The 19,489-nt window shown below is 52.7% G+C and carries 17 protein-coding genes; 6 read left to right on the plus strand and 11 right to left on the minus strand.

Annotated features, from left to right (window positions below):
• The first annotated feature begins 190 nt into the window (after positions 1–190).
• The 3 genes from HALTITAN_RS11070 (at position 191) to arfA (ending at position 3,078) form a co-directional block, all read left to right on the plus strand.
• Positions 191–1,906, plus strand: a complete 1,716-nt coding sequence (locus HALTITAN_RS11070) for a bifunctional protein-serine/threonine kinase/phosphatase (RefSeq protein WP_039859251.1) — start codon at positions 191–193, stop codon at positions 1,904–1,906.
• A 93-nt stretch (positions 1,907–1,999) separates the two neighbouring features.
• Positions 2,000–2,818, plus strand: coding sequence for a 2,5-didehydrogluconate reductase DkgB (gene dkgB, locus HALTITAN_RS11075; protein ID WP_009287163.1), 819 nt, complete (start codon positions 2,000–2,002; stop codon positions 2,816–2,818).
• 110 nt (positions 2,819–2,928) lie between these two features.
• Complete coding sequence (arfA, locus tag HALTITAN_RS24865) at positions 2,929–3,078, plus strand: alternative ribosome rescue factor ArfA (RefSeq protein WP_008957724.1); 150 nt, start codon at positions 2,929–2,931, stop codon at positions 3,076–3,078.
• A gap of 166 nt (positions 3,079–3,244) precedes the next feature.
• Here the strand turns inward: arfA and HALTITAN_RS11080 are convergent, their stop codons facing one another.
• Together HALTITAN_RS11080 and HALTITAN_RS11085 are read right to left on the minus strand one after the other, a co-directional pair.
• Positions 3,245–3,493 carry a hypothetical protein gene (locus tag HALTITAN_RS11080; RefSeq protein WP_008957723.1) on the minus strand — a complete coding sequence of 83 codons (249 nt, stop codon included), beginning with the start codon at positions 3,491–3,493 and terminating at the stop codon, positions 3,245–3,247.
• 296 nt (positions 3,494–3,789) lie between these two features.
• On the minus strand, positions 3,790–4,503 hold the full coding sequence (locus HALTITAN_RS11085; protein ID WP_009287164.1) for a response regulator transcription factor: 714 nt from the start codon (positions 4,501–4,503) through the stop codon (positions 3,790–3,792).
• Positions 4,504–4,669: 166 nt separating this feature from the next.
• Between HALTITAN_RS11085 and HALTITAN_RS11090 the strand changes: the two genes are divergently transcribed.
• Both HALTITAN_RS11090 and HALTITAN_RS11095 read left to right on the plus strand, forming a co-directional pair.
• Complete coding sequence (locus HALTITAN_RS11090) at positions 4,670–5,188, plus strand: putative pterin-binding protein (RefSeq protein WP_236614952.1); 519 nt, start codon at positions 4,670–4,672, stop codon at positions 5,186–5,188.
• An 18-nt stretch (positions 5,189–5,206) separates the two neighbouring features.
• Positions 5,207–7,447 carry an ATP-binding protein gene (locus HALTITAN_RS11095; protein WP_009287166.1) on the plus strand — a complete coding sequence of 747 codons (2,241 nt, stop codon included), beginning with the start codon at positions 5,207–5,209 and terminating at the stop codon, positions 7,445–7,447.
• Positions 7,448–7,454: 7 nt separating this feature from the next.
• On the opposite strand, the gene HALTITAN_RS11100 is transcribed toward HALTITAN_RS11095, so the two are convergent.
• The 9 genes from HALTITAN_RS11100 to HALTITAN_RS11140 all read right to left on the minus strand — a co-directional run bounded on the left by HALTITAN_RS11100 (position 7,455) and on the right by HALTITAN_RS11140 (position 18,554).
• The gene (locus tag HALTITAN_RS11100) at positions 7,455–8,621 is read right to left on the minus strand and encodes an EAL domain-containing response regulator (RefSeq protein ID WP_009287167.1); all 1,167 of its coding nucleotides are present in this window, start codon (positions 8,619–8,621) and stop codon (positions 7,455–7,457) included.
• Between the two features lie 140 nt (positions 8,622–8,761).
• A complete protein-coding gene (locus HALTITAN_RS11105; RefSeq protein ID WP_035538592.1) occupies positions 8,762–10,438 on the minus strand; it encodes a methyl-accepting chemotaxis protein in 1,677 nt (558 codons plus the stop codon).
• A gap of 165 nt (positions 10,439–10,603) precedes the next feature.
• Positions 10,604–12,466: an ABC transporter ATP-binding protein gene (locus HALTITAN_RS11110; RefSeq protein WP_039859327.1), complete on the minus strand. Its 1,863-nt coding sequence runs from the start codon at positions 12,464–12,466 to the stop codon at positions 10,604–10,606.
• 129 nt (positions 12,467–12,595) lie between these two features.
• Positions 12,596–14,203 carry a gamma-glutamyltransferase family protein gene (locus HALTITAN_RS11115; RefSeq protein WP_039859328.1) on the minus strand — a complete coding sequence of 536 codons (1,608 nt, stop codon included), beginning with the start codon at positions 14,201–14,203 and terminating at the stop codon, positions 12,596–12,598.
• Between the two features lie 91 nt (positions 14,204–14,294).
• A complete protein-coding gene (locus HALTITAN_RS11120) occupies positions 14,295–15,809 on the minus strand; it encodes a tripartite tricarboxylate transporter permease (RefSeq protein WP_009287171.1) in 1,515 nt (504 codons plus the stop codon).
• 15 nt (positions 15,810–15,824) lie between these two features.
• The gene (locus tag HALTITAN_RS11125; protein WP_236557252.1) at positions 15,825–16,268 is read right to left on the minus strand and encodes a tripartite tricarboxylate transporter TctB family protein; all 444 of its coding nucleotides are present in this window, start codon (positions 16,266–16,268) and stop codon (positions 15,825–15,827) included.
• An 84-nt stretch (positions 16,269–16,352) separates the two neighbouring features.
• Positions 16,353–17,333, minus strand: coding sequence for a Bug family tripartite tricarboxylate transporter substrate binding protein (locus HALTITAN_RS11130; protein WP_009287172.1), 981 nt, complete (start codon positions 17,331–17,333; stop codon positions 16,353–16,355).
• Between the two features lie 124 nt (positions 17,334–17,457).
• Positions 17,458–17,988 carry a chromate transporter gene (locus HALTITAN_RS11135; protein WP_009287173.1) on the minus strand — a complete coding sequence of 177 codons (531 nt, stop codon included), beginning with the start codon at positions 17,986–17,988 and terminating at the stop codon, positions 17,458–17,460.
• Positions 17,985–18,554 (minus strand): chromate transporter, encoded by a 570-nt coding sequence (locus HALTITAN_RS11140; RefSeq protein WP_009287174.1) that lies wholly within the window; start codon positions 18,552–18,554, stop codon positions 17,985–17,987. Before HALTITAN_RS11140 ends, HALTITAN_RS11135 begins: the two co-directional genes overlap by 4 nt.
• A 178-nt stretch (positions 18,555–18,732) precedes the next feature.
• Between HALTITAN_RS11140 and HALTITAN_RS11145 the strand changes: the two genes are divergently transcribed.
• Positions 18,733–19,428 (plus strand): GntR family transcriptional regulator, encoded by a 696-nt coding sequence (locus HALTITAN_RS11145; RefSeq protein WP_051051998.1) that lies wholly within the window; start codon positions 18,733–18,735, stop codon positions 19,426–19,428.
• Positions 19,429–19,489 lie beyond the last annotated feature (61 nt).

The raw sequence follows: 19,489 nt of genomic DNA on the forward strand, positions 1-19,489 counted from the left end.
AGCCTTGTGCATTCAAACGGTCTGAACAACCCTATGCGGGGGCGCTGTAGACCCATCCTTGGGCGCTACTTTCGCCATCCATGGCGAAAGACCCCCGCTACGGGTTGGTTCAGACCTCGATAAAGTTGCAATAGAGTTTGTCATTAACCAAGCCTTCGCTCCGGCGGAGGCTTTTTTTAGGGGAAGCATAATGGCAGCGCTGACCATTTCGCTCGGCCAGCACTCTGATAAAGGGCGCAAGCCAAGCAATCAGGATTTTTACGGCGCTTATCTACCCAGCGACTCCCTGCGCGCCACCAAAGGGATTGCGATCGCGTTAGCGGATGGGATCAGCAGCAGCGAAGTGAGCCGGGAAGCGAGCGAAGCAGCAGTGGGCGGTTTCTTAACAGACTACTACGCCACCCCCGCCACCTGGGCGGTTAAAACCTCCGCCCAGCGGGTGCTGCAGGCCACCAATGCATGGCTTTATGCCCAAACCCGGCAGAGCCAGTATCGCTATAACCTGGATCGTGGCTATGTGTGTACCCTCAGCGCGATGGTGATTAAATCCACCACTGCGCACCTGTTTCACGTTGGCGATAGCCGTATCTATCAGCTCGCCGGCAATACGCTGGAGCCACTGACCGAGGATCATCGCTTCTGGGCATCCCGGGAAGTCAGTCATTTAAGCCGCGCCATGGGGGCCAGCCAGCACCTGGAGCTGGATTATTGCTCGGTATCGCTGAGTGAGGGCGATGTGTTTGTACTCACTACCGACGGTGTTTATGAGTGGCTAACCGGCGCTGAAATGGCCGCGCTGATTCATGCCCATTGGGGCGATCTCGATGCGGCGGCTGAGGCGCTAATCGCGGCTGCCATCGATCATGACAGCGATGACAACCTCACCGTGCAAATTGTGCGCATTGATTCGCTGCCTGAGCGCCACGCTAATGAACTCTACGCGGCGCTGGGCACACTGCCGTCACCGTCTGAATTGCGCGCAGGAAGTGAGCTGGATGGCTACCGCATTGTGCGTCAACTGCATGCCAGCAGCCGCAGCCATGTCTACCTGGCGGAAGAGGTAGCGAGTGGCGAGAAGGTGGCACTTAAAACCCTCTCAACCGAGCTAAGCCAAGACTCGGCGAGTATCGAGCGGTTTGTGCGCGAAGAGTGGATTGCCCGACGCATCGATAATCAGCACGTGCTTAAAGCCCCCGCCCAAGAGCGCCCTCGCCGCTACCTTTACACCGTGCTGGCGTATATCGAAGGGCAAACCCTGACCCAGTGGATGCGTGACCACCCCAACGCCGAATTAGCCAGCGTTCGTCCCATCGTCGAGCAGATTGCCAAGGGGCTACGCGCCTTTCATCGCCTGGAAATGCTGCATCAGGATTTACGCCCCGATAACGTCATGATCGATAGCCACGGAACGGTGAAGCTGATCGATTTTGGCGCTGCCAAGGTGGCGGGCCTTGCCGAAGAGGTCGGGGCGGCTAGCGACGATATTCTAGGCACTGCCCAGTACACCGCGCCGGAGTATTTTCTGGGTGAAGGAGGCACGCCCCGTTCGGATCAGTACTCACTGGCAGTGATTACCTATCAGATGCTAACCGGCACGCTGCCCTATGGCACCGAGGTGGCCAAAACTCGCACTCGGGCAGCGCAGCATAAGCTTGCCTACCAATCGGCGCTTAGCGAGAACCGTGAACTGCCCGCCTGGGTGGATGAGGTGCTCAAAAAGGCATTACATCCCACTCCCCACAAACGCTTTCCGGCGCTTTCGGAGTTTATCTTCGAGCTACGCTCGCCAAGCCCAGACATGCTGAAGCGCGCCCAGTTACCGCTGCTGGAACGTGATCCGGTGCTGTTCTGGAAGGGGGTGTCGCTAGTGTTGGCGGTAGTGGTTATCGCTCTTTTATTGCGTTGATGGCACTACTGTTGATCAGGGAACAATAAACAACGGGGTTGAAGTGGGGCGGTCTCCACCCCATATTAGTTAACACGCTATCAATAGAAAAGGATGTTAATGATGCAGACTGTGATACCCAACCCCGGTTTCGGTACTTTTCGCCTGGAAGGCGATACGCTCAAGCAGAGTATCCACACAGCGCTTGAGGTCGGGTATCGACACATCGACACGGCACAGTTTTATGGCAATGAAAAAGGGGTAGGGGAGGCGATTCGCGACAGCAGCGTGCCACGCAGCGATATTTTCCTAACCACCAAGGTGTGGTTCGATAATCTTGAGCCCACAACGCTTAAAGCCAGCGTGGACGAAAGCCTGCAGAAATTAGGCACCGATTACGTTGACCTGCTGCTGATCCACTGGCCGTCCCCAGAGGATGAAGTGCCGATGGTCGATTACCTGACGGCGCTAAAAGAGGTCAAAGCCGAGGGTAAAGCGCGCAATATCGGCATTTCCAACTTTACCATCGCCCAGGTGGACGAAGCGGTTAGCATTCTGGGTAAAGGTGAAATTCTCACCAATCAGATCGAGGTTCATCCTTTCTTACAGAACCGTAAACTGGTCGATCACTGCGAGCAGCATGGCATTCAAATTACTGCCTTTATGCCCCTGGCCGTGGGTAAAGTCATGGATGACCCAACCCTTAAGCAGATCGCCGACGCGCATAACGCCACGCCCGCGCAAATTGCCCTTGCTTGGGTAAAACAGCGCAATATGATTACGATTCCTTCATCGACCAAGGCGCGAAATATTCAAAGCAACATTGCCGCCTTTGACTTAGTCTTGAGCGACAGCGAGATGACGGAAATCGCCAAGTTGGATCGTAAAGAGCGTATCGCCAACCCTGAAATAGCGCCGCTCTGGGATGAGTAAGAGGAATGAATAACCAGGACTTGAAACGCTAAACGATGAACTTCAATTAATAGTATGTGTCGTAGTGGGTGCCTGCCCAGGCAGGCATCTTTAAAAGAATGGAGAAAACGATGAAACAGCGCAAGATAAAAGACAACGCTTTAAAAGCGCAGCTGCGAACGCCGATGTTTAAAATGCAGCAGCAAACCCCGAAAAAAGGTAAAGGCAGCTACTCCCGGAAAGGACGCAACTCTTTGGGAGGGCATCGCCAAGCCGCCTAACCCGGCGTTTTGGCGATGCCTTCCCCAGGCATCTCTGCACAGTATTCCCCATGCTGTGCAATATCCCATCAGCTTGGCCGATCCAATGGATCGGCTTTTTTATTGCGCGCCAGGCGTGGCACGCCACTGAAAACGCCCCGGCCACTTCCTGTGACCGGGGCGTTGGCTATGCCAACCTACTCCCACAGTGTGGACATTTTTCGTAGGCATCGCGGGTTTCAGCCTGATGGCGTTGGTTGCGCTGACTTGGTTCCTCTACACCATGAATGGATACCAGCTGGCCCTGCTCCCAGCGTAAACCGATATCTTTTAACAGGTGCGGGTCATGAAAGCGCGGGTCTTCGTAAAAGCGCCGCTGGGTACGATAGTGGGTGAAAGCGCTGAGTAGTTTGCGGGTAATGGTTGCGATTGCCATGGGGTCGGTCTCCTGGGTTAGGAGGCCGGGCAACATCGCGATCAGGGAGTCTCAAAGGTAACGATAAAACAACATGGCCGCGACACTTGCCGCGGCCAATTTCCTCTTTACATCTCTGGCGCGCGACAATAATAAGCTGATACCGCATTATTAATAATGCGATGCAGCTTATTCATTCGTGTCGCGGGGATTTGCCAGCGCATGAGAAGGTCTCTGAAAAAGTTTCGTTAATAAAAAAGAACTGCCCCTTAAAGGGGAGCTCTTATGTTTTAACCGATGCTTATATGAGCGTCAATCTATTTAGCGACTTGTTCAAGGTGGGGGGGCTGGCAAGTTTCCATGCGATACCCCGATTGGTAAACGCTACGTAGACGCAGGCCATGCCGACCATCCAGTTCCAGCTTGCGGCGTAGGCGGCTTACGTGGGTGTCAACGGTACGCGTCGAAATATCCCCTTTAATGCCCCACACCAGCTCTAGTAAGTGCGCACGGGTAATTAGCTCACCCATTTTAGAGAAAAACAGCGTGGCTAACCGGTATTCACGTTCGGTTAAATCAATGGCGTCGCCCGCCACGCTGATGTAGTGCTCATCGGTATGCAGGGTAAATATCTCGGGACAGGCCGGTGCAGGGCGCGATGTGGCATAGCCAGAGCGTCTACCTAACGCACTCACTCTGGCAATCAGCTCACTGGGGCGAAGGGGCTTGGCGAGAAAATCATCGGCGCCTCGCTCCAGGGCTTTAACAACATCGTCTTCGCCCTGGCTGGCGGTAATAAACAGGATTGGCCCATGCCAGCTGTCGTGCTGGCGAAGATGAGCAACCACATCCATGCCGTCGCTGTCGGGCAGGCGCCAATCGATAATGAGCAGGTCAAAGGTGTGCTGCTGCGTCGCCCGGCGAAGCTCGCTAGAGCGACTAAACAGCGAGACTTGGTGTTCTGCCGTTAGTAGGCACTGCTCAATAAAGGCCTGTTGGTCGAGGTCATCTTCAAGTACGCCAATATGCATGCTAATTTCCCTTATTGTCGTCTTATAAATGTCACCCGTGTAGAGGCGGCAAGCTCACGCGTTAAGTTTAGTGGATGATGATGCGTTGACACAAAGGTTCACAGTTAGCCCGCCAACGGCCGATATACAATTTCTGCACTTTCAACGGTCAGCACCGAGGTGCAGCATGATACGTCGCCCTATGGTTGTTAAATTCGCGGTTTTCATCGTCGCGGTAGGACTTGCCTTGCTGTCGACCCACACTATCGCCCTGGAAGTACCTGAAGGCCCGGTGATATTGGTGGTGAGTGGAAAGGTGGGGCAGACGAATGTGGGTGACGAAGCCCATTTTGATAAAGCGATGCTAGAAGGCTTGGCGCAGCACGAAACGATTACCCGCACGCCCTGGCACGACGGCGTGATGCGCTTCTCTGGCCCATTGGGGCGAGCTATCCTGGAAGCCGTCGGTGCCGAGGGGGAGAATATTCGTGTGGTAGCGTTGAATGAGTACGCCGCGACGGTGCCTATCAGCGATTTTGAGAATTACGATGTCATTCTGGCTATGCAGGCAAACGGCAAAGCGCTGCGAATTCGTGATCAGGGGCCGCTATTTGTCATTTATCCCTTTGACCAGCACCCCGAACTGCTAGATGAAGAGATATTTTCGCGCTCTGTGTGGCAGGTGACACGAATCGACGTTGAGTAATATAACCGAGTAGCAATCATGCTGGCTTTTTTTAAGTTCTATTTTTCCCGCCGTACCAGGGTCGCTACATTCTCGGCGATCCTTTTTTTTCTTTCAGCGCTAACCACCGGTGGGGTTATTTATAACCGTCAGCATGCGCAGGAGGAGCGGTTGCTCGAAAATGTGTTATGGGCCGGGTATCAGTTTGATCGAGAGGTGCGCGAATTGCGCTTGTCGCTATTCGAAACGAGTGCTGGGAAGGCTACGGTTGATGATGTGTTGCTGCGTTTTGAGATTCTCTTCAGCCGACAATCACTTTTTTTTCAAGGTGAAATAGGAAAAGTCGTGGCGAAACTCGAGGATATTGAGGCGGTCATTCAACAAGCTCACATCCGCATTCTAGAGATGGAAACCCTACTCGAAACGGTATGGGACCACCCTACCCAGTTAAATAGCGAGTTAACGGCTATCCTCCTGCAGCAAACGGCTGAGCTACAGCAACTCAGCGGTAACATTTTGATCGAAACCAACGCCCATGTTTCCCATATGCATAGTGAGGAACACCGCGCATTGACAAGTCTCAACGGATTGGTGCTGTTGCTTATTGTCCTGTTAATGCTTTCAGGTGGCATGTTGGTTCGCGCGCTGATTCTAGAAGGGCGCTCCAGTCATCGTAAGGCTCAGGCGTTAGAAACCAAGAGCCAAGAGCTAAATGAGGTAGCTAGGCAAGCAGAGAAAGCGAGTCTGGCAAAATCTGAGTTTATGGCGGTGATGAGTCATGAAATTCGAACCCCGTTAAATGGTGTCGTGGGTATGGCGGATTTGTTAAGCGAGGAGGTTAAAACAACAAGTGCTGAGACTTATTTAGCCGCTCTTAAGCGCAGTGCGGAGAGTCTACGCGCGGTGATCAACGATATTCTCGACTACACCAAAATTGAGTCGGGGCGCCTCGATCTGGATATCCAGCCGTTTGATCTTCACCAATGCATCGACCAGCTTTGTGAAAGCTATACCCTCCGCGAACCAAAGGCGAAGGTCTCCTTTAGTTACGCTATCGACCCGGCGCTGCCCCGTTATGTGCTGGGAGACATCGCGCGGCTGCGCCAAGTCATGATGAACTTAATCAATAATGCCTTGAAGTTCACGGAAGAGGGGTTCGTCAAATGCCAGATAAAACCTCTTGGAGACGATAATATTCTTATGGAGGTACACGATACTGGCTGTGGTATCGCGGAAGCGGATCAAGCACAGCTGTTCTCGGCGTTCTCGCAAGTGGATACCTCAATGGCGCGTCGTCACGAAGGCACGGGGCTTGGGCTCGCAATCTGTAAGCGGTTGGTCGATGCCATGCAGGGCGAGATAGGTGTTAACAGCCAGCAGGGGCTCGGCAGTCGATTCTGGTTCACCGTCAGCCTGCCGGAAACCGAACCTTTGGCCATTTACCAAAGCGGTGAACACCCGCCAGCAATACCCTCCCATCACCATATCTTGGTGGTAGAGGATAACCCGCTAAATCAAACGGTGGCACGCGTCATGCTTGAGCGCCTTGGCCAGCAGGTATCGGTTGCAGAGAACGGCCAGGAAGCGCTCGATCAGTTGAAAGCAGACCATGGTCGATTTGATTTGGTGTTAATGGATATGCAGATGCCTAAGCTGGATGGCACGGAAACCACCCAACGCTGGCGCGATTATGAAGCTGTGCATCAACTGCCTAAGTTGCCCATAGTGGCGATGACCGCCAATGTGATGCCTGAGCACCGAGAGCGCTGCATTCAAAGCGGCATGGACGATATGATTCACAAGCCTTTTACGCGCGATGAGTTGCATCAGGTGATTGGCCGCTATCTGTTAAATGATGAAAGCGTTGAATCTGTCAGTATTCACGCTACCGTTCCTATTAAAAGCCCCGAATCGCTGGGTGATAGCGCTGGGGCAGTTCAAGTACTCGATAAGCGTCTTTGCGAAGAGCTGCAAAGTACCTTTGAACCCAAGGCACTGGATGCGCTGCTGACCACGTTTTTAACACGGCTTGGTGAGCGCATCGCTCGCTTGAATGCCTACTGGCAGTCAGAGGATCGACAAGCCTTGTGCCTAGAAGCCCATTCACTAAAGGGTGCCGCTTCCTCTCTAGGCTGTGCTGCGATTGCTGAGCAAGCAAGCCAATTGGAGCAAGCAGCGCTAGAAGCCCCATTAAGCGAATTGATGATCTATCTGGAGCGTTTAGTTGCTCTTGAGGCCACTACTAAGCTGGCTTTGGAGCAAGAAAGCATGTTCGTTTGATGCGTTATTAGGGGGCGGACGGTGAGTACTCGCGTAACCAGGTGTTGAAAGCGTCGGTGGTTAACGGGTGTGCAATACCGTAGCCTTGTCCAACAGTGCACCCGGCTTCAACAAGCCGAGTGAACTGTGCCGACGTTTCGATACCTTCGGCGACAACAGTCAGTCCCAGGCGTTTGCCTAAGTCGACAATCGACTCTGTTATCACCAGTGCTTCTTTGTCCTGATCGATCAGTGAGACAAAGCTACGGTCAATTTTGAGCTCGCTGAAAGGCAACCGATAGAGCTGTGTCAGCGAAGAGTGGCCGGTACCAAAGTCATCTAACGCCAGTTTGCAGCCCCGTTGTCGCAACGCTTTGAGCACGTAGCTAGCGTAGCCCAAGCACTCAACCCCCGCTGTTTCGGTGAGTTCCAGGGTGATCTTGCTAAGCACAGCATGATGCGCTTGGGTGAGTTGATCAAACGCGTCTAGTACGCCTTCTGCTTGAATAAAGGCCGCCGGTATATTTATCGAGACGTCTAAGTCCCACCCTTGTGACAACCATTGGGCTTGCTGCTTCATGGCAAGCTCAATAACGTACCAAGTGAGTGGAAGCATCAGGTCGTTTTGCTCTGCTAGAGGTATAAAACTGTCGGGGTATAGCACGCCGCGTTGAGGGTCTTGCCAGCGTACCAGCGCTTCAACGCCAATAACCTGCCCTTGTTGAGTGCCTTGTTGCAGGCTTATTTGGGGTTGAAAAGCTAGAAAAAGCTGTTGTTCACGAATGGCCTTCGCCAATTCAACGCTTGTAGGCGCTTTGGGCGCTTTTTTTAATGGCCCCAAAAATGTCGTTAGACCGGTGAGTAGCTTGGATTTAGATAGGAAACCTAACATTTTCAAGCCTTTTGCTTCACCTGCTGCAAGCGCATGCGCAGCAGTTTCTTCCGTATAATTGCTAATTAATAAAATTGAAGCGTTTAAGCGTAAATCATAAAGATATTCCAGAATATCAAGGCTCGTAAATTCACCTAGCCCGAGATCAAGCAAGATCAGCTCGACATTGAGTAGGTCGGGTTGGCGCACCAGCTCGCCAAAACTGCTTGCCGTCTCCACCTGATAACCGTGCTGGCGTAGTAGCATTCTGCCCAATAGCTGGACACTACAATCATCATCAATAATTAAAGCACCAGACAGCATACATATACCTTTGATGACTACGATGAGCGGCTGCGGCTAGACGAAGAGCTTGCTGAAATGGATGAGCATATAAGCTGGTAACGAAACTTCCTTGGACTCAGTATGAGTCCAAGGATACTTAGAAAACTAAGGGAGATTGCTTAAAACGACTCCCATTCAGGCTGCTGTGAGCTCGCTAAACGACGCGGGACATTAGGCGTAGGTGAGGGCTTATTAGCTGTAGGGGCAAGCGCTGCTTTGCCAAGAGCTGGTTGCGCGTTAGCATTGCTGAGCTTGAAGCCTCCCACTAGCACGCCCAGTCGGTCGGCTTGTTCTCTTAGTTCCGCCGCCGCAGCGCTGGACTCTTCTACCATGGAGGCATTGTGCTGGGTCATGCTATCCAGCTCGTTGACTGCGTCATTTACTTGACCGATACCTACACTCTGTTCTTTAGCACCAGCACTGATCTCAGCAATCACGTCCGCCACACGCTCGATGCTTTTTACCATCTCCTGCATGGTGACGCCGGTTTGTTTCACTTGGTCAACGCCCACCTTTGTGCGGTTTAACGACGTATTGATCAGAGTGGCAATGTTTTTGGATGCATCACTTGAGCGGCTGGCTAATATACGTACCTCTTGGGCAACTACCGCAAAGCCTCGGCCATGCTCGCCTGCGCGGGCGGCCTCTACAGACGCATTCAGCGCCAGGATATTGGTTTGAAAAGCGATGCTATCAATAAGGTTGACGATGCTGCTGATTTCAGAGGAAGAGTCGTTAATCGTATCCATTGTCTGCTCAACACTGTGCATGGAGTGCAAACCCTGTTGAGCGAGATCCCGGGTTGAAAGCGCCAACTGGTCAGCCTGCTGGGCAGAATCAGAGGCGTTGTTGACCACTGCTGCGATTTGCTCCATCGAAGCAGAGGTTTGCTGTAAATTCGCAGCAGCTTGCTCAGTACGTGCCGCAAGCTCCTGACTGCCTTTGGCAATTTCAGTAGATGCATGCTGCAGGCTAACGGTACTGCTGCTAACTGACTGAAGCGTATCGTCAATGCGTTTAATAAAGGCATTGAACTGTTGTGCCAATTCACCAATTTCATCACGGCGTTGACTCTCAATCCGCGCGGTTAAATCGCCATCGCCTTCGGTAATCTCTTTAATACGTCCACTAATTTGACGGATAGCCCGAGACATCATTAGCGGCCCCAGTAGCGCAATAAGCGTTGCAGCAATAAAGATGATTAAAGCAACAATAATAGTGGATGTTTGCTGCACTTGGATTCTATCAACCACCGCTGCTTCTGCTTGATAAGTGGCTGTCTCAATATTTATTCCCGATACATCATATATATCACGCAGTGCATTAAAGTCGTCTAATGATGAACCGGATAGCATCGTTAATGCTGCTGCGGTATTACCGCTTTGGTGCAGCTCAAAAACACGTGTTGCCTCTTGTTTCCAATCGCTATACAGCGTTTCAAAGTTAGCTAGTTGCTTGGTTAGCTCTGGGTAGTTCTGCATTAGTTCGGCGTAGAGCCCCATGCGGTCATAAGCCTGCTGAGCATTCTCTTCAAACTCGGCGATTAACGCTGTTGCTCGCTCGGAGCTGGGGTCAGATAACAGATACTCAATCTCAGCAACGCGTGCTTGATAAAGGTCTCGGTCGCCGTTGAGTGTGGCTGAAGTCGCCGGAATATAGTTGGTGATAAACGTATCTAAACGGCTTTTTACCATATTAACCAGCAGTGCATCGGCTACCACAATAACCAGTAGTGCTAACGCAACGCTGATAAAGGCAAGAGCATACTTAACTCTTATCTGATGAAGACGGTTCATATGTGCCACTCCTGTAGTGTCAAACCATGAGAGCACATTACCTTTAAAGCGTTAGAACGGTCGACAGATTTTTAACGCTTGTGACGTTTGTTCACGTTCGAGGTTTTAATTAGCGTGGTAAGAGTTTAAACATAATTATAATAAGAATTATTAATATTTTAGTGGCTATTTATAACCCGCTGCCTGGAGTTGAAATAGTTTCGCATAGCGGCCTGCAGTGGCCAGGAGTTCTTCATGGGTGCCGCGTTCAACGATATGCCCTTGATCAATAACCAGAATGAGATCAGCGCTGCGTACTGTGGAAAAACGGTGAGAGATCAATATCGCCATTTTATCGCGGCTGTGCTCGCGAAAGCGGGCAAATATTTCGGCTTCTGCGGCAGCATCCATGGCAGCGGTAGGTTCATCCAGTACCAAAATGTCCGCGTTTTCGCGCATATACGCTCGGGAGAGGGCAATTTTCTGCCACTGGCCACCAGAGAGCTCTTGGCCATTTTTAAACCAGCGGCCAAGCTGGGTTTTGTAGCCGTTGGCCATGCGGGTAATAAACTCATCCGCCATACCGTGACGAGCGGCGTTCTGCCACCTTTCTTGGTCGTTAAAGGCATGAGTATCGCCGACACCAAGGTTTTCGCCCACCTGCAACTGATAGCGCACGAAGTCCTGAAAAATCACCCCGGTGCGTTCACGTAGTGCTTGGGTACTCCAATCCCGCAGGTCGCTACCATCTAACAGAATTCGGCCTTGGGTTGGGTGGTAGAGCCGCGTGAGCAGCTTGATAAGGGTCGTCTTACCCGAGCCGTTTTCGCCTACCAAAGCCAGGCTCTGCCCAGGGCAGAGGTGCAGTGAGATATCGTGAAGAACCGGATCTTGGAGAACAGAGTCGCCGCCAGGGTAGGAGAAGCTAACGTGCTCAAAGCGCAGCCCGTCACCGGGCAGTGCCCCCTGAGTGAGTGTACCGCTCTCTCCCTCCACTGGCTGCTCAAGATACTCATAAAGATTGGAGAGGTAGAGGTTATCCTCGTACATGCCGCTGATCGCGGTGAGGCTTGCGGAGAGCGCGGCCTGACCCTGCTTGAAGACCATCAGGTACATGGTCATCTGGCCCAGGGTAAGTGCCCCGGCAATCGTCTCAATCACCACCCAGGCGTAGGCGGCGTAAAAGGTTAAGGTGCCAAGCAGGCCGAGCAGAAACCCCCAGCTTTCACGACGCAAAGTTAGGCGACGATCCTCAGCAAACAATTTGGTAAAAATGTCGCGATAGCGCTTGAGAAACAGCCCTTCAAGGCCAAACAGTTTGACCTCTTTAATGCTGTCTTCCCTTGCCAGCACCGTCTCTAAATAGATCTGCATACGGGTTTGCGGCGAGCGCCAGCGAAACAGCCGAAAGGCATCGCCCGAGAATTTGGCCTCTGAGATAAATACCGGCAAGGCGCCTGCTACCAAAATCAGCAGCGCCCAAGGGGAGAACTGCACCAGCAGCACTCCGAAGCTACCCAGCGAGATAGCGTTTTGCAGCAGCCCAAAGGTTTTATTCACCAGTGCAAGCGGGCGCGTAGATGCTTCACGGCGCGCTCGCGTGAGCTGGTCGTAAAGCTCTGAATCTTCAAACTGGCTAAGTGACAGTTGTCCCGCTTTCTCCAGAATCATCACATTGACCTTCTGCCCCAGCAGCGCACGCAGCAGTGACTGTTGGGCTGAGAGGCCGCGCTGGGCCAGGGCAATGAGCGCAATAATCACGGCTTCGATCCCCACCAGCGTTAGCACCGGTGTGATGGACGCTAGTAGATTGGGATCAGTGGCTGCTTGATGGGCCTCCATGGCACTTACCACCCCATCCACAATCAATTGACCCACCCAGGCCGCCACGGCAGGCAGAACCCCTGCGACCAGCGTGCACAGCGCCAGCCCAAGCATCATCCAGCGAGAGGTTTCCCAGACTAAGCCAAGTGCACGTCGGCTATAGCGAAATACGCCAAAAAAGCCGCTTAGTGGTGAGGAAGTCGATTCAGAAGGTGGTGGAGACATAGTTAGGCTGGCAAAAAGTACCGACGAAAAAAAGAGTGCCATGATGCGGTGGTTGAGCGTGGATAGCCAGCTCAGCCGCCGGTTGCCTTCAACGGCAACACGGCGGAGACCCAGTTTAGTGGTGAGATATTACCAGGGGAGCACAGCCCCATCGGTGCGTGGCTCGGTGCCACCTTGGAGTACGCCGGTGTCAGGATCGCGCAGAATGATTTGGCCACGGCCAAAGCTGATTGAATCGGCGACTTTAACGATGTCGTGGCCGCGGCGTGCCAGGGCAAGCGCTAAGTGATTGGGGAAGTCGGCTTCAACTTCGATGGTTTTGCCTTTGGTCCATTTCCAACGCGGCATATCGAGCGCCGCCTGAGGATTCAGTTGATCCTCAAGCATCGCCGTTACCACCTGCACATGGCCCTGGGGCTGCATATAGCCACCCATCACACCGAACGGCCCAACGGCTTGGTTATCTTTGGTGATAAAGCCTGGGATGATGGTGTGGTAGGTGCGCTTGCCGGGGGCTAGTGCATTAGGGTGCTGCGGGTCGAGGGAGAACGACCAGCCACGGTTTTGCAGGCTAATGCCGGTGCCCGGTACCACCATGCCAGAGCCAAAGCCTTTGAAGTTGCTTTGAATCAGCGACACCATATTGCCATCGTTGTCAGCCGTGGCGAGATACACTGTGCCGCCCTTGATCGGATTGCCGTGTATAGGGTCGACGGCTTGCTCGCCAATCATTGCTGCTCGCGACTTCAAATAGTCGTCGTTCAACATCTGATCAATGGTGGGTCGCATAGTATCAAGGTCGGTCACATGCGCGAAGCCATCGACGTAAGCCAGCTTGGTGGCCTCAATACGACGGTGCAGGGTTTCGACGGGGTCGCGGCCTTCATCGCCTAAATGTTCAAGCATGCCCAGCGCTTGCAGGACAATTATGCCGCTGCCGTTAGGGGGAATTTCCCAAATATCGTGGCCTTTGTAGCGCACGCTAATAGGGTCTACCCACTCTGGCTGGTAAGCCGCTAGGTCTTCTTTGCGTAATAGGCCACCATGTTCGCGGGAAAAGGCATCAATGGCCTCGGCCAGTTCGCCCTCATAGAATGCTTTGGCGCGGCTGTCAGCAATCGCTTTTAGACTTTTAGCATGGCCTTCGGAGCGCCACAGTTCACAGGGCTCCGGCGCACGCCCTTTGGGAGCAAACGTATCAAACCAGGGTTTGAAGGAAGCCTCATCGTAAGCCGAGTAGGTGTTGAAAGCTTCTTTCCACATTTGGTGAATGACGGGAGAAACCGGGAATCCTTCATCGGCCAGTGCAATCGCAGGCGCCAGCAACTCTGCGAACGGAAGTTTGCCGAAGCGCTCAGATAGCGCCGCCCAGGCAGCGGGTGCGCCGGGTACCGTTACCGGGAGCATGCCGTGGTTGGGCATCGTGTCATGGCCGAGGGCTTTTAGCGCTTCAATGGTTGCCGCTTGTGGAGCAGGGCCGCTGGCGTTAAGCCCATGCAGTTTGCCATCGACCCACACAATGGCAAAAGCGTCGCTGCCGATCCCATTCGAGGTGGGCTCCACCACCGTTAATGCGGCTGCCGTGGCAATGGCTGCATCAATCGCATTACCACCTTGCTGCAAAATGCTAATACCTACCTGCGCTGCTAACGGTTGTGAGGTGGCGACCATGCCACGTTTACCGAACGTTGCCATCCGGCGCGAGGCGCTGGGGTAATAGAGAGCATCATGTTGCATACCAGTGTCCTTTTGAACGTTGTTTTGAAACAACAGTTTTTTGAAACAACAGTTTTTTAAAATAACAATGTTTTGAAATAACGTAGAGGTATTAAACATTCTCTTGCTGTGCGGCACCTTTTAAGCGCTGAATCTTGCGATCTTGATAGAGCGAAAACAGTATCGAAGCGACAGCGAGTGCCAGAAAAAGCGCAGAGAGTGGTCGAGTCAAAAAAGTCAGCCAGCTTTCATTAAGCTCAAGGGCGCGGAAGAGCTGGCGCTCAAGGTTATCGCCAAGTACTACGCCGAGTATCAGAGGCGTTAGCGGTACTTCAGCTTTCCACAGCAGGTAGCCGATGATGCCAAAGATAAACAGCACCCAAATATCAAACAGGTTGTTGTTCAGTGCATAAGCACCAATGGCACACAGCATTAATACGACAGGAACGAGGATCTGTTGGGGGATCAACGATATTTTGGCGAACCAGCGTACTAGCAGCAGATTGCAAAGCACCATGACCACCGCACCGATCAGTAAGCTGGCATAAATAGCACCCACCAGCACCGGGTTCTGTTCAAACATCATTGGCCCCGGCGTAATGCCGTGCAGGATCAGAACCCCCATCATGATCGCCATGGGCAAATCGCCCGGTATTCCCAACGCGAGCGTAGGTACAAACGCGCCGCCTGCCACCGCGCTATTGGAGGCTTCAGACGCCACGATGCCGCTGGGTGTGCCAGTGCCAAACTTCTCTGGATGTTTTGAGAATTTCTTGGCTTGGTCGTAGCTTAAGAAATTAGCCACGGTGCCACCCGTGCCAGGTAGCGCTCCCACCAAGCTACCAATGAGTGAAGAGCGCAGCGTGTTAAGCTTTTGTCCCGCCATATCTTTGAGTATTTGGCCGTAGGGAATCGTTACATTGGTATCGATGTTTTTGGCTTCGCTTTTCTCATCTTTGAGCTTCTCTATATTTCCAAGTAGCTGCGAAAAAGCAAATATACCGATCATCACGGGGAGAATTTCGAACCCAGATCCCATCGCCGGCAGGCCGAAGTCAAAGCGAAGATTGCTGTTGCGGTCATAGCCAACGGTGGTAATCAAAAGCCCCAAAGCGGCGGCCATCAGGCCTTTGAGCAGAGCGCCACTGGAAAGGCCTGCCACAAGTGTCAGAGCGAAAACGATTAATGCAGTGATTTCCCAAGGACGGAAGTTCATGCTGAAGCTTGCAATTAGCGGCCCGAAGAACACCAGCACCGCCACGCTGATAATGGTGCCTAAAAACGATGAAGCGACGCCAATGCCTAGGGCGCGGCCCGGTTCGCCTTTCTGTGCCATCGGGTAGCCGTCATAAACAGTAGTAATAGACGAGGGTGTGCCGGGTATCCCCAACATGACGCCAGACACAATGCCGCCCGAGTATCCCCCCACAAATACACCAACCATCAGTGAGACGCCGCTGACCGGATCCATAGCAAAGGTAAAAGGGAAGACCACCAGGATGGCCATGGTGACGGTAAAGCCAGGGATGCTACCGCCAATAATGCCAAACAAAACACCGATTACAATTAGGCCCAGCACCGAGGGAGTACCGACCTCAGCGAGAGCTTGGAGAAAAAAATTGGTCATTATTTACTCCGCAGATTAGGGCAGCCAGACATTTAAGCCATAGCGGAAAACCACAAATATCACGAGCGTCAGAGTGAAACTCAACGTGAGATTAATGATCCATTTTCGCCGCGTATCTATACCCATAAGTAAAGCAAGCGAGGCGACTAAGAAGCCCATAGTGGTTGCGATATACCCAACTGCTGGGAGAAGTGCTGCATAAAGCCCAAACAGTAGAAACAGAGCGAGTATGGTGCGCCGGCTTTTAAACCACCCAGCAACAAGCTGCTTTGCGCCCGCCCGCTCAGGTACTTTTACTAATAAGGAGCGCACTAGGATCAGCAGTGAGAACGAACCAATCACTACCAACAAAATACGTGGGAAAAGAGCTGACCCATACGGTTGCCAACTGGTCGGTGGAGCAATGCTTCCTGACTCCATCCACATGACAGCCACAATTAATAGCAGAGCCAGCGCCAAGGCGCGGTCTTTCGTTAGCGTAAGCATTAGCGATGCCTCCGGTAGTTCTAGCCCCCGTACTCACGAGGGCTAGAGGGTGCGCCCTCAGTTCTGGAAATCGATGTTCTCAGCAGCGGCGGATAGTGCTGCTTCGTTTTCATCCAGAAACGTTTGATAATCATCACCGGCCAGAAAGCGAACAACAGAGCCAAATTCGTTTTCAATGCGGCTCTGTACTTCTTCATTTTCCAAGGCCTGTTCGTAAGCGTCAGCGATGGTATTGAGGATTTCTTGCGGAGTGCCTTTGGGAGCAAAAATACCTCTGCTGGTGGAGTGATCCATCTCGATGCCTTGCTCTCGCAGGGTGGCTACATCTGGCATGCTATCAAGGCGCTCTGGATGGGCGATGCCGAGCGCGCGGAAGGTGCCATCTTCAAAAAATGCACCGCCAGAGGGCAGGTTGAACATTGCGAAATCAACTTCTTCCGCCATCAAAGCCGATACCTGTTCACCCGTATCTGGATAGCCGACTAGACGCACGTCGGCCATATCAATGCCAGCCTCCTGGAAGAACTGTGCCCAGAAGAAGTGGTCAGTGGAGCTAGGAATCATACTGAAGCGCACTTGGCCTGGGTTTTCGCTAACATAGTCAGCGATTTCATCAGCGCTCTGGACAGGGTGATTCGCATGGGCGGTTGGGATATTGATGGTTTGGGTAAGTAGCGCGATAGGTTCGAAGGCATCAAACGAGTAGTCGACGGTGCCCGCTAGCTTTGAAAGTGCAATGGTGTCGTGGCTGCCAAGCAGTGTATAGCCATCGGGTTCTGCGTCTTTTACATTGCGAGACCCCAGGGTAGCGCCTGCTCCTGCCATATTGACCGGAACGATGGATTCTCCAAGGTTCTTTTCAGCTTCCTGAGAAATCAACCGGAAGAGGATATCCGTTGCTCCCCCAGGCCCATAAGGGATAATTAAGCGAATATCCTGCTCGGGATAGTCAGCTTGTGCGGTGGTGGCAATTGCCAAACTAGACGCAAGTCCGATGGCTGCGAGGGTAGTGCTTAGAGTAAATGTTGAACGCGTCATTCTTATACACCTTTATAGATTGAGGTTGGTGTTGTGGGATGCCGCCCTGACTGCAGCGACGTGGTGAGCGCGTGATCCCGTTATCGGGTTTTTGTTATCTAATAAATACATCTGCCAATAAGCGTTAGCCTAGAAAGAAACCTCCATAAACCAGGGCGCCCATAACCACAAAGGCGGGGTGCGTGTTAAAACGAATCAGTGCTATAGCGGCGACTATGCCAATGATCAGGGTATGAATCGTCCCGCTGGTATTAAGGCTTTCGAGCAGAAACCCCAAGGTCAGCCAGGCCATCATCATGGCGATGACAGGGCGTACCCACTGGCTCATGCGCTTAACCCGGGGGGAATCACGATGACGGTAGAGCAACCCTAACGCGCCTAACATGAGTAGCAGCGTAGGGATCACTGTGGCAGCCACGGCGATGAAGGCACCGCCAATACCCGCTACTTCATAGCCCACATAGCCGGCCATTTTGGTCGCGATAGGGCTAGGTAATGCATTGCCGAGGGCTAGTGTTTCCGCGAAGGTTTGTGCGGTCATCCAGCCATAACGGCCAACCACTTCGGCTTCGATCAGTGGAATAATGGCTGGGCCGCCGCCATAGCCGATAATGTTTGGGATAAAAAAGGCTAAGAAGAGATCCCAATAAATCATGCCGCTCCCTCCGCTTTTTTCTTACCGGCAGGGCGCAGGAGGGCGGCAAGTAGAATGGCGCCAATCACCCAGCCTGGGTGAATGCCAAGCCAATAGATCAGCCCGGCGGCAATGATGGCCATTGCAATGCTGACCAGCCAGCCAAGAGCGGCCTGGGATTTATCAAAAAAGTCCCAGGTGAGCTGTGCCATCATCACCATGACCACCGGCACTACCGCTTGGCCCATACCGCGAATCCATGCCACATCGCGGTAGCGGCTGAAAATGCCTAACATGACAATCATCGCCACAATCATCGGGACGATAATAGCAATGACGGCCGCAATACAGCCGACGACTCCACCTACACGATAGCCAATATAGCCGGGCATCTTGGTGGCAATGGGGCCGGGTAAGGTATTACCAATCGCCAGTACATCGGCAAACTCTTCATCGGTTAACCAATGGTGACGGGTGACGACCTCGGCGCGCACTAATGGGATCATGGCGGGGCCGCCACCGAAACCAAAGATGCCGATGCGGAAAAAGGCCCAGAAAAGTTGCCAGGAGGTGGCGGGTGGTGTCATTGATGCATATCCCGCGAAGCCAAAGAGGAGATCAGAAGCATACCTAGACCTTATTTATCGTTTGTAGATTAAAAAATCGATTATCTTGTCTAAAATAGAATATAGGTAGTGCCCGACCCAACGTCAACAGTCAAAACAGAATGGACAGCGGGAACTGAGATAAACAAAGGACATCGTGATGAATAATTCTCTACCTACGTCAGCCAAGCCAGTAGGGCCAGTGGGGCCAGCGGGTACCGCATCAAGTCGCGTGTTTGATCATTTACGCAAGGATTTGGTGGGTGGGCGTTTTGTGGCCGGTGAAAAGCTCGCTATCAATGCCCTCAAAGAGCGCTATCAAGTCGGTTTGAGCCCGCTGCGAGAAGCGCTCAATAGATTGGCGGCTTATGGGTTGCTGGTGCAGGAGAATCAGCGCGGCTTTCGGGTGCCGAAGCTATCGCGGGATGAACTGGACGATATTGCCCAAATGCGCCTGGAAATGGAGGGGATGGCGCTAGAGCGAGCTATTGCTAACGGTGACTCGCTTTGGGAGGCCGATTTGCTTGCTGCCGCACATCGCCTGAAACGGGCCGATATAACCCTGGATAAAGGCGAAGAGTGGGAGCATCTGCATACACAGTTTCACCGCACCCTGGTGGCGCCGTGTGGGTCAGTCTGGTTATTGCGTTTTATTGAGCAGTTACACGACCAGTTCGATCGCTACCGACGTTTGGGGCCAAAAATGCCGACGATACGTCAAGAGCTGGACGAGCAGCATCATCAGCTGGTGGAGCTGGCGCTACAGCGGGATGCTAAAGCAGCGCGTGAATTAATGGACGACCATATCCATAAATCCTATGAAGTCGCCCTGAAGCGCTACCAAGAGCACGTGTAGTTGGTCATGAACAGTTGGTAAACTGCTGCGCATAAAGCGTCGGCCATCGCCGACCTAACCA

This window comes from Vreelandella titanicae BH1 (assembly GCF_000336575.1).
GTDB lineage: Bacteria > Pseudomonadota > Gammaproteobacteria > Pseudomonadales > Halomonadaceae > Vreelandella > Vreelandella titanicae.